Below are 9,442 nucleotides of genomic sequence, written 5' to 3'. Positions count from 1 at the left end.
CACCGAAGGTTGAGAGGGGGAAGACGGGGCGCGCCTAGCGCGAAGCGGCTCAGGGGGTGTTCAGTGCATCCAGGCGTGCAGGCGTGCCCACGTCGGTCCAGCGACCGGTGTACAGCGAAGCGCCCACGCGGCCCGCGGCCATGGCGCGGCGCAGCAGCGGGCCCAGCGCCGCGCGCGCGCCCAGGGGATTGCCCACGGGAATGTCGCACCAGGGCGGCGCGAACAGCTCGGCGCGCAGCAAGGCGATGGTGCTGTATGTCCAGCGCGGACGCGGATCGCCGGCGGGCAGATCCAGCGCCAGGCCCTGGTCCGACAAGCCGAAATCGCCCTCGGGATGGTGCTCGGGATTGGCCACCAGCCACAGGTGGGCCAGTTGGTCGCTGGCAGCGAAAGCCGCGGCCGCCGCGGCATCGAACACGAAGTCGGGGGCGAACACATCGCCGGCCGCGAGCCAGAACACGGGCGCGAGCTGCGGCAGCGCGCGCGCGATGCCGCCGGCCGTCTCCAGCGGCTGGCCCTGTCCTGTCGGATCTTCGTGCGAATAGGCCAGGGGCAGGCGGTCAAATGCGGTCCCCAGACGTGCTGGGATCTGCGCGCCCAGCCAGGCGGTATTGATCACGGCGCGCGGCACGCCCGCCTGGGCCAGGGCCTGCAGGTGCCATTGCAGCAAGGGCCGGCCCTGCACCTCCAGCAGCGGCTTGGGGCAATGGTCGGTCAGCGGGCGCATGCGCTCGCCACGGCCGGCGGCCAGCAGCATGGCCGGAGGCTGGACAGCACCGGAAAAGACCGGTGATTCCGTCTTGGACAAGGACGACGCGGGGACAGAAGACATGCGCTCAGGGCTCCGAAAAATGCAGTGCAAACAGGGGTTTGACCATGGCCTGGACTGTAGTGCATTGCCCCGCACTGTCGTGCAAAACGGGGCACACCTTAAAATGGCGGGCTTACCCTGACAAACTTCCTCCTTTTTCGGAGCGCCCTGATGGCCAACACTCAACAAATGGCGAATGCGATCCGCGCACTCGCAATGGATGCCGTTCAACAAGCCAACTCCGGTCACCCCGGTGCCCCCATGGGCATGGCCGATATGGCCGTGGCCCTGTGGAGCCGCCACCTCCAGCACAACCCGGTCAACCCGCATTGGGCTGACCGTGACCGTTTCATCCTGTCGAACGGCCATGGTTCGATGCTGATTTACGCGCTGCTGCACCTCACAGGCTACGACCTGCCCATGGCCGAGTTGAAAAACTTCCGCCAACTGCACAGCAAGACCGCCGGCCATCCTGAAGTGGGCGTCACTCCTGGCGTGGAAACCACCACCGGCCCGCTGGGCCAGGGCGTGACCAACGCCGTGGGCTTTGCGCTGGCCGAAAAGCTGCTGGCGTCCGAGTTCAACCGCAAGGGCCACACCATCGTCGACCACCACACCTATGTCTTCATGGGTGACGGCTGTCTGATGGAAGGCATTTCGCACGAAGCCGCGGCCCTGGCCGGTGCCTGGAAGCTCAACAAGCTGATCGCCCTGTACGACGACAACGGCATCTCCATCGACGGTCAGGTCACGCCCTGGTTCATCGACAACACCGCCCAGCGTTTCGAAGCCTATGGCTGGAACGTGATCGGCCCCGTGGACGGCCATGACGTCGTCGCTGTCGACGCTGCCATTGCCCAGGCCAAGAAAAGCGCCACCAAGCCCACGCTGGTGATCTGCAAGACCAACATCGGCAAGGGCTCGCCCAACCGCCAGGACACGGCCAAGGCCCACGGCGAACCCCTGGGTGGCGAGGAAATCGGTCTGACGCGCGCTGCGCTGGGCTGGTCCCACACGCCTTTCGAAATCCCCGCCGAAGTCTATGGCGACTGGGATGCCAAGGCCGCGGGCGCCAAGACCGAAGCTGCCTGGAACAAGAAGTTCACGGCCTACGCCAAGGCCTTCCCCGAGCTGGCCTCGGAATTCACCCGCCGCATGGCTGGCGACCTGCCCAAGAACTTTGCCCAGGTCGCGGTGAACACCGTGGTCGACACCATCGCCAAGGGCGAAACCGTGGCCAGCCGCAAGGCCAGCCAGATGGCGCTGGAAGCCTTCACCGCAGCCCTGCCCGAAATGCTCGGCGGCTCGGCTGACCTGACCGGCTCCAACCTCACCAACACCAAGAGCACGCCTGCGCTGCGCTTCGACGACAAGGGCGACGTGGTCAAGACCGAGCACGGCGTCGGCGGCCGCCACATCAACTACGGCGTGCGTGAATTCGGCATGGCCGCGATCATGAACGGCATCGCCCTGCACGGTGGTTTCATCCCCTACGCCGGCACCTTCCTGACGTTCAGCGATTACAGCCGCAACGCCATCCGCATGGCCGCGCTGATGAAGCAGCGCGTTATCCACGTCTTCACGCACGACTCCATCGGTCTGGGCGAAGACGGCCCGACCCACCAGTCGATCGAGCACGCTGCCAGCCTGCGCCTGATCCCCGGCCTGGACGTGTGGCGTCCAGGTGACACCACCGAAACCGCCGTCGCATGGAGCGCCGCCCTGTCGCAGCGCAACAAGCCCACGGCCCTGCTGCTGAGCCGCCAGAACCTGGCCTATGCCCACAAGCGCGAAGCCGGCGACATCAGCCGCGGCGCCTACGTGCTGAGCGAGCCCATCGACATCGGCCTCGACCAGCCCGCCCAGGCCGTGATCATCGCCACCGGCTCGGAAGTGCAACTGGCCATCCAGGCGCAGAAGCTGCTGGCCATCCAGAAGATCGCCGTGCGCGTGGTTTCCATGCCCAGCACCACCACCTTCGACCGCGAAGACGTCAAGTACAAGACCAAGGTCCTGCCCGCCCACCTGCCACGCGTTGCCGTGGAAATGGGCGTGACCGACTTCTGGTGGAAGTACGGCTGCGCCGCCGTGGTCGGTATCGACAGCTACGGCGAATCGGCGCCCGCTGGCGTGCTGTTCAAGCACTTCGGCTTCACCGAGGAAAATGTCGCTGCCACGGTGCAAGCCGTGCTGCGCCAGCAGAAGAAAAAGTAATCCGTCCAGGAACAGGTTTCGTCATTTCACTTCAAGAGGCAACTATGACCATCAAGATTGGTATCAACGGGTTCGGCCGCATCGGCCGCATGGTGTTCCGCGCAGCGGTGCAGAACTTTGGCAGCGACATCGAAGTCGTGGGCATCAACGACCTGCTCGAACCCGACTACCTGGCCTACATGCTCAAGTACGACAGCGTGCATGGCCGTTTCCAGGGCACCGTGGCCGTCGAAGGCAACACCCTGGTGGTCAATGGCAAGCCCATCCGCCTGACCCAAGAGCGCGACCCTGCAGCCCTGAAGTGGAATGAAGTCGGCGCCGACATCGTGATCGAAGCCACGGGCCTGTTCCTGACCAAGGAAACCGCACAGAAGCACCTCGACGCAGGCGCCAAGAAGGTCATCCTGTCGGCTCCTTCCAAGGACGACACGCCGATGTTCGTGTTCGGCGTGAACTGCAAGACCTACGCTGGCGAAGCCATCATCTCCAACGCTTCGTGCACCACCAACTGCCTGGCCCCCGTGGCCAAGGTGCTGAACGACAAGTGGGGCATCAAGCGCGGCCTGATGACCACCGTGCACGCAGCCACGGCAACGCAAAAGACCGTCGACGGCCCGTCGAACAAGGACTGGCGCGGCGGCCGCGGCATTCTGGAAAACATCATCCCTTCGAGCACTGGCGCTGCCAAGGCCGTGGGCGTGGTGATTCCCGAACTCAACAAGAAGCTCACGGGCATGTCCTTCCGCGTGCCGACTTCCGACGTGTCGGTGGTCGACCTGACGGTGGAACTGAACAGCGAAGCCACCTACGCCGAAATCTGCGCCGAAATGAAGGCCCAGTCCGAAGGCGCCCTGAAGGGCGTGCTGGGCTACACCGAAGACAAGGTGGTTGCCACCGACTTCCGCGGTGAATCCTGCACTTCGGTGTTCGACGCCGAAGCCGGCCTGGCGCTGGACTCGACCTTCGTCAAGATCGTCAGCTGGTACGACAACGAATGGGGCTACTCGAACAAGTGCCTGGAAATGGTGCGCGTCGTCGCCGCCAAGTAATCAAGCTGCCTGCGCTGACGAGCGCAGGTCGCCTGCCAAGCGCCAGCCCCTGCAAGGGGGCTGGCGCTTTTTTCATCGCCGAGCCCACCAAGAATGTTTTCCGCATTTGCTCATGCGAAAGAATGCGTTGGCCGCATAAGAGAGCGTGCATAGACTGGCTGATTCCACGGCGCCGCCGTCCGACATCCGCCTTGCCTCCACTCGCCATGCACCAGCCTGCCCTCACCCGCCGCCGCCTTCTCGCCTCCACTGCCCTCGCCTGGGGTCTGGGCGCTGCCGGCATGGCCGCCGCCGCCGACCGCACCATCCACATCGTCGTGCCCTTTGGCGCTGGCGCGGTGCAGGACACGGTGCTGCGCGCCTTCAGCAATGAGCTCGGCCAGGCGCTGCAGGCCAACATCGTGATCGAGAACAAGCCCGGCGCGGGCGGCACCCTGGGCACGCTGGGCGTGGCCCGCGCCAAGCCCGACGGCAATACCCTGGTCATGGCAGCCGCGAGCCACCACTTCACGGGCCACATGTACCCCAAGCTGGGCTTTCATCCGGTCAACGACTTCGAACCCGTGGCCTTGGTCGCCTCGTCGGGCTATGTGATCGCCGCGCCCGCGGGACAGGCCCGCAGCCTGGCGCAATGGGTGGCCGCCGCCAAGGCCAGCCCCACGCCCTGGAACTACGCTTCGGCGGGCAATGGCAGCGCCTCCCACCTGGGCATGGCGTCCTTTCTCGCCCAGGCCGGGGTGCAGCAGCAACACATTCCCTACAAGTCCACGGGCGACGCCGTGCGCGAGCTGCTCGCCGGCCGTGTGCAGGGCGTGACGGCCGCCACCACGGGTCTGATCGCCTTCAAGGACGACCCGCGCGTGCAACTGCTGGCCTACACCGGCCCCAAGCGCTCGCCGTTCCTGCCCGACCTGCCGACGGTGGCCGAATCGGGCTTTGCCGGCTACCAGTTCGACACCTGGTACGGCCTGCTCGCCCCCGCCGGCACACCGGCCGCCGAAGTGCGCAAGCTCAACAGCGCCGTCAGCCAGGTGCTGGCCGACCCCGTGGTCCAGGAACGCATCCGCAAGCTGGGTGCGGAAGCCGCGACCGACACGCCCGCGGGCTTCAAGCAGTTGCTGCAAAAAGACTGGCAGAACGCGGCCCAGATCGTGCGCGTTTCGGGGGCACGCGTCGAGTAGCCGCGCGCTCTCACAAGCGCAAAGTCTGGTGCTCGCCCGTGCCCACGGACTCCTCGCCGGTGACCGCCGCCTTGGCCTTACGGTACAGCTGCACCAGCTTGTTGTCCTGGGCATCCCAGTACTCGGCCGACGTCACGGGCGCCACCAGCACCGCCAGGTTGACGTCCTCCACGCCATCGGTGAACCAGGCCTTCGCGGCCGTGTTCCAGAGCGTTTCCTTGAGCACCCGGTCTTCGCTCAGGCTGGCGTAGCTGCTCACCGAGACGTAGCTGTCGGCCCCCGGATCGGCAAAGCTGATCTGGATGTGGCCGTCGTTGGCCACGCAACGCGCCAGGTCGCTGTCCCGGCTCAACAAGAAGTAAAAATGCACCCGCTCTTCCTGCCCGCCCCTGTTGGCCATGGTCATGGGACAGGCGCGCAGGCTGCCGTCCGCATGGCGGTAGGTGATCATGGCGAAATGAATGCCATTGACCAGGTGCCAAAGGGTTTCGCGCGGATTCGTACTCTCGGCCATGTGCATCTCCTTGTGAACGGGTGGATGCTTGTGACTCTAGACAGCGGCACGGCCCCCGCATGTCGGAGAGCGGCCCCTGCCCATGCCCCCTGGACACGCCATGGGGCATTCGCCGGCCCCATGAAAAAAGTCCCTTGCGGGACCTGGTAGAGGCTGGGAGGCCGGGCGTCCGGTCACGCCACCGTGGCGTCCATGCCCTGGACTTCGATGGCGCCGTTGGCCACATACAGCTCGAACTCGGCCTTGGCCAAGGTGATGGTCACGGGCTGGCCTTCCGACTCCCACGACAGCACCATGCTGGCAATGGCCGTGCCCACCTGCACGGTCAGGCCCGGCGGAACGTCGGCCAGCGGGCCATCGCCCACCCGGTGTTGCACATGGCCGCGAATGCGGGCCTGAAAATTCTCTGGGAATTCGGTGCGAGGCGCAGTGGTCATGAAAATCTCCTGAAGGGGTGGAATCAGGCCCCGCTGTACAGCCAGGCTGCGCAGGGACTGGGCAAGCCGGGGCTCGCCAGGGGGCCGAGGGGAATCAGATTCGCCCTGACCAAAGAATGGTGTCGTTACCAATTTAACGCCTATTGCGCTCGCAGTCTGTCAGCGGATGGCTTTTTGACAGTTTGCCGGCACCCGGCGCGCGCGGCTATGCTGGAGGCTGCCCGGGCTCTGCCCTGTCCTTGAAAGAAAGCCCCGCCATGGCCGATAGCGCGCATGCCGCCAGCACCACCATCCCCTACCGCGTCACGCTGACCGACCCTGCCGGCCACCGCTGGCAGGCGGACGAGCCTGTAGCGCTGGGGGGTGGCGACACCGCCCCCAGCCCCACGCAGCTGCTGCTGTCCGCGCTGGGAGCCTGCACCACGATCACAGTGCAGATGTATGCCCAGCGCAAGCAATGGCCGCTCACGGGCCTGCACATAGACTTGCGGCTCAACCCCGACGGCAGGCCGGAAAGCGGCAACGACCTGGAACGCGTGATCACGCTAGAAGGCCCGCTCGACGATAGCCAGCGGACCCGCCTGCAACAGGTTGCCGAAGCCTGCCCGGTGCACAAGCTGCTGACGGGCGACGTGCGCATCCATACCCAGCTGACCCCCACCTGATGGAGACTGCCATGCAACCCACTACCCCTGAGCGCCTGTCCACCCGCCTGGCCGACGTCGGCGGCCTTCCCGTGCACCGCGCCGTGCCCCAGCGCGCGCTGCGCAAGGTCGGCGCCTGGTGCTTTCTCGACCACCTCGGGCCTGCGGCGCAGAGCACCGAGCACAGCCTGCAGGTCGGCCCGCATCCGCACATCGGCCTGCAGACCTTCACCTGGATGATAGAAGGCGAAGTGCTGCACCGCGACAGCCTGGGCTCGGAGCAGGTCATACGCCCGGGCCAGGTCAACCTCATGACCGCCGGCCGCGGCATCGCCCACTCCGAAGAAAGCCTGGGCAGCCCGCGCATCCATGCGGCCCAGCTGTGGATTGCCCTGCCCGGCGACCAGCGCGACATGCCGCCGCGCTTTCAGCACTACCCCGACGTGCCGCGCTGCACGCAGGACGGCCTGGAGATCTGCGTGCTGGCCGGCGAAGCCCTGGGTGTCGTCTCGCCCGTGCAGGTGCACAGCCCCCTGGTCGCGCTGGACCTGGCCTTGCCCGCGCAGGCCGGCGTGGCAGTCACCACAGCGCTGCCGCTGCGCCCGGACTTTGAATACGCCGTGCTCGTCCTCACCGGCAGCGTAGACGTGGACGGCGCTGCCGCCACGCCCGATGAACTCCTCTTCCTGCCGGCCGGCCGCAGCGAGCTCACGCTGCACTGCACGCCCGGCACCCGCCTGCTGCTGCTGGGCGGCGCGCCCATGCACGAAGACGTGCTGCTGTGGTGGAATTTTGTCGGCCGCACCCAGGAAGAAATGGAGCAGGCCCTGGCCGACTGGCAGGCCGGACCGCCTCCCGACGGCCAGGCGGGACGGTTTGGCCAACGCGTGGCTTCGCCGCTGCCCCCTTTGACGGCCCCGGCGCTCGAAGGCCGGCTGCGCGCAGGCTGAAGCGACCCGGGGGTCTATTTCACGAGGTTATGCACCAAATAGGGGCAGGCCATGCGCGCGCTGGCCGATAATGCCCGCAGTTCAGGCAGAGGGTGTACGCCCTCACCTGGCCTGCCCACGCAAACGCCGCCTTCCAGCAAGGCGGCGTTTGCACGTCTTGTGTGTACTTTTTCCCTCTGAAAGCAGATCCATGCGTCAAGAACACGACTTCATCGGCATCAAAACCATTCCTCCCGACGCCTACTGGGGTGTTCACACCGCGCGTGCGGTGGAAAACTTCCCCATCACCGGCCACAGCGTGGCCCACATGCCGGAACTCATTCGCGCCTTTGCATTCGTCAAGAAGGCCGCAGCCCACGCCAACCTGGCCCTGGGTGCCATCACTGAAATTCAAGCCACCGCCATCGCCCAAGCCTGTGACGACCTGATCGCCGGGCAGCTGCACGACCAATTCGTGGTCGATGTGATCCAGGGCGGCGCCGGCACCTCCACGAACATGAACGCCAATGAGGTGATCGCCAACCGTGCCCTCGAGCACCTGGGATTACCCAAAGGCCGCTACGACGTGCTGCATCCCAACGACCACGTCAATGCCTCGCAAAGCACCAACGATGCCTACCCGACCGCGCTCAAGCTCGCGACCTGGTTCGGCATCCAGCACCTGCTCGCCGCCCTGGCCGCCCTGCGCGGCGCCTTCCAGGCCAAGGCCGAAGAATTCGCCCCCATCCTCAAAATCGGCCGCACACAACTACAAGACGCCGTGCCGATGACGCTGGGCCAGGAATTCGCCGCCTTTGCCGCGATGATTGCCGACGACGAAAAGCGCCTGCGCGAATCCGCCTACCTGATGACCGAAGTCAACATGGGCGGCACCGCCATCGGCACCGGCATCAACGCTCCCGTGGGCTATGTGGATGTGGTCATCCCCCAGCTCGCCGAACTCTCCGGCGTGCCCGTCACCAAGGCCGGCAACCTGATCGCCGCCACGGCCGACACCGGCGCCTTCGTCGACATCTCGGGCATCCTCAAGCGCATCGCCAGCAAGCTGTCCAAGATCAGCAACGACCTGCGCCTGCTGTCCTCGGGCCCGCAGGCCGGCATCGCTGACATCCAGCTGCCCGCACGCCAGGCCGGCTCGTCCATCATGCCGGGCAAGGTCAACCCCGTGATCCCCGAAGTGATGAACCAGGTCTGTTTCGAAGTCATAGGCAACGACGTGGCCATCACCATGGCCTCGGAAGCCGGCCAGCTGCAGCTCAACGCCTTCGAGCCGCTGATGGGCTGGGCGCTGCACAAGAGCCTCACGCACCTGGCGCGTGCCTGCCATACGCTGCAGGTGAACTGCGTCGAAGGCATCACCGCCAACGAAGCGCTGCTGGGCACGCGCATCGCCGAGTCGGTGACGCTGGTCACGGCGCTGAACCCGCTGATCGGCTACGAGAAATCGGCCGCGATCGCCAAGGCGGCCATCGCCACGGGCCGGCCCATTGCCGAAGTCGCAGAAAGCCTGGGCATCATGGGCCAGGCCGAAATGAAGCAGTTGCTGGTGGCTGACAAGCTGACCCAAGCGGGCGCGCTGACTGCTGCATAAAAAAAAGGGCGCCAGGCGCCCTTTGCTTTGCGAATGGGCCGCCACAGCGGC

Annotated in this window: 9 protein-coding genes; 6 read left to right on the top strand and 3 right to left on the bottom strand. The window is 66.0% G+C overall.

Features of this window, described 5'->3' with window-relative positions:
• Positions 1 to 49: 49 nt before the first annotated feature.
• A complete protein-coding gene (locus N0K08_RS13430; protein ID WP_315968003.1) occupies positions 50 to 832 on the bottom strand; it encodes a nucleotidyltransferase family protein in 783 nt (260 codons plus the stop codon).
• Between the two features lie 150 nt (positions 833 to 982).
• On the opposite strand from N0K08_RS13430, the gene tkt reads away from it, so the two are divergent.
• From tkt to N0K08_RS13415, 3 genes are all read left to right on the top strand, one after another.
• Positions 983 to 3,025 (top strand): transketolase, encoded by a 2,043-nt coding sequence (gene tkt, locus N0K08_RS13425; protein ID WP_261500881.1) that lies wholly within the window; start codon positions 983 to 985, stop codon positions 3,023 to 3,025.
• A 44-nt stretch (positions 3,026 to 3,069) separates the two neighbouring features.
• Positions 3,070 to 4,074 carry a type I glyceraldehyde-3-phosphate dehydrogenase gene (gene gap, locus N0K08_RS13420; RefSeq protein ID WP_261500880.1) on the top strand — a complete coding sequence of 335 codons (1,005 nt, stop codon included), beginning with the start codon at positions 3,070 to 3,072 and terminating at the stop codon, positions 4,072 to 4,074.
• Between the two features lie 206 nt (positions 4,075 to 4,280).
• Positions 4,281 to 5,255 (top strand): tripartite tricarboxylate transporter substrate-binding protein, encoded by a 975-nt coding sequence (locus N0K08_RS13415; protein ID WP_261500879.1) that lies wholly within the window; start codon positions 4,281 to 4,283, stop codon positions 5,253 to 5,255.
• Between the two features lie 10 nt (positions 5,256 to 5,265).
• Here the strand turns inward: N0K08_RS13415 and N0K08_RS13410 are convergent, their stop codons facing one another.
• Positions 5,266 to 5,769 (bottom strand): pyridoxamine 5'-phosphate oxidase family protein, encoded by a 504-nt coding sequence (locus N0K08_RS13410; protein ID WP_261500878.1) that lies wholly within the window; start codon positions 5,767 to 5,769, stop codon positions 5,266 to 5,268.
• 173 nt (positions 5,770 to 5,942) lie between these two features.
• Positions 5,943 to 6,206 (bottom strand): hypothetical protein, encoded by a 264-nt coding sequence (locus N0K08_RS13405; RefSeq protein WP_261500877.1) that lies wholly within the window; start codon positions 6,204 to 6,206, stop codon positions 5,943 to 5,945.
• Positions 6,207 to 6,463: 257 nt separating this feature from the next.
• Here N0K08_RS13405 and N0K08_RS13400 point away from each other — a divergent pair, with 257 nt between their 5' ends.
• From N0K08_RS13400 to N0K08_RS13390, 3 genes are all read left to right on the top strand, one after another.
• Complete coding sequence (locus N0K08_RS13400) at positions 6,464 to 6,871, top strand: OsmC family protein (protein ID WP_261500876.1); 408 nt, start codon at positions 6,464 to 6,466, stop codon at positions 6,869 to 6,871.
• An 11-nt stretch (positions 6,872 to 6,882) separates the two neighbouring features.
• Positions 6,883 to 7,800 (top strand): pirin family protein, encoded by a 918-nt coding sequence (locus tag N0K08_RS13395; RefSeq protein ID WP_261500875.1) that lies wholly within the window; start codon positions 6,883 to 6,885, stop codon positions 7,798 to 7,800.
• Between the two features lie 190 nt (positions 7,801 to 7,990).
• The gene (locus tag N0K08_RS13390) at positions 7,991 to 9,391 is read left to right on the top strand and encodes an aspartate ammonia-lyase (RefSeq protein ID WP_261500874.1); all 1,401 of its coding nucleotides are present in this window, start codon (positions 7,991 to 7,993) and stop codon (positions 9,389 to 9,391) included.
• The last annotated feature ends 51 nt before the right edge of the window (positions 9,392 to 9,442 follow it).

The organism is Acidovorax bellezanensis (assembly GCF_025421555.1).
GTDB lineage: Bacteria > Pseudomonadota > Gammaproteobacteria > Burkholderiales > Burkholderiaceae_C > Comamonas > Comamonas bellezanensis.
Note: the sequence above shows the minus strand (reverse complement) of the source record. Positions and strands in the feature narration are given on the sequence as shown.

Excerpts from the sequence above, each read along its gene's own strand:
- N0K08_RS13390 (WP_261500874.1), top strand. The coding sequence starts at position 7,991 with ATGCGTCAAGAACACGACTTCATCGGCATCAAAACCATTCCTCCCGAC.
- N0K08_RS13410 (WP_261500878.1), bottom strand. The coding sequence starts at position 5,769 with ATGGCCGAGAGTACGAATCCGCGCGAAACCCTTTGGCACCTGGTCAAT.
- N0K08_RS13430 (WP_315968003.1), bottom strand. The coding sequence starts at position 832 with ATGTCTTCTGTCCCCGCGTCGTCCTTGTCCAAGACGGAATCACCGGTC.
- tkt (WP_261500881.1), top strand. The coding sequence starts at position 983 with ATGGCCAACACTCAACAAATGGCGAATGCGATCCGCGCACTCGCAATG.
- N0K08_RS13405 (WP_261500877.1), bottom strand. The coding sequence starts at position 6,206 with ATGACCACTGCGCCTCGCACCGAATTCCCAGAGAATTTTCAGGCCCGC.
- N0K08_RS13415 (WP_261500879.1), top strand. The coding sequence starts at position 4,281 with ATGCACCAGCCTGCCCTCACCCGCCGCCGCCTTCTCGCCTCCACTGCC.
- gap (WP_261500880.1), top strand. The coding sequence starts at position 3,070 with ATGACCATCAAGATTGGTATCAACGGGTTCGGCCGCATCGGCCGCATG.
- N0K08_RS13400 (WP_261500876.1), top strand. The coding sequence starts at position 6,464 with ATGGCCGATAGCGCGCATGCCGCCAGCACCACCATCCCCTACCGCGTC.
- N0K08_RS13395 (WP_261500875.1), top strand. The coding sequence starts at position 6,883 with ATGCAACCCACTACCCCTGAGCGCCTGTCCACCCGCCTGGCCGACGTC.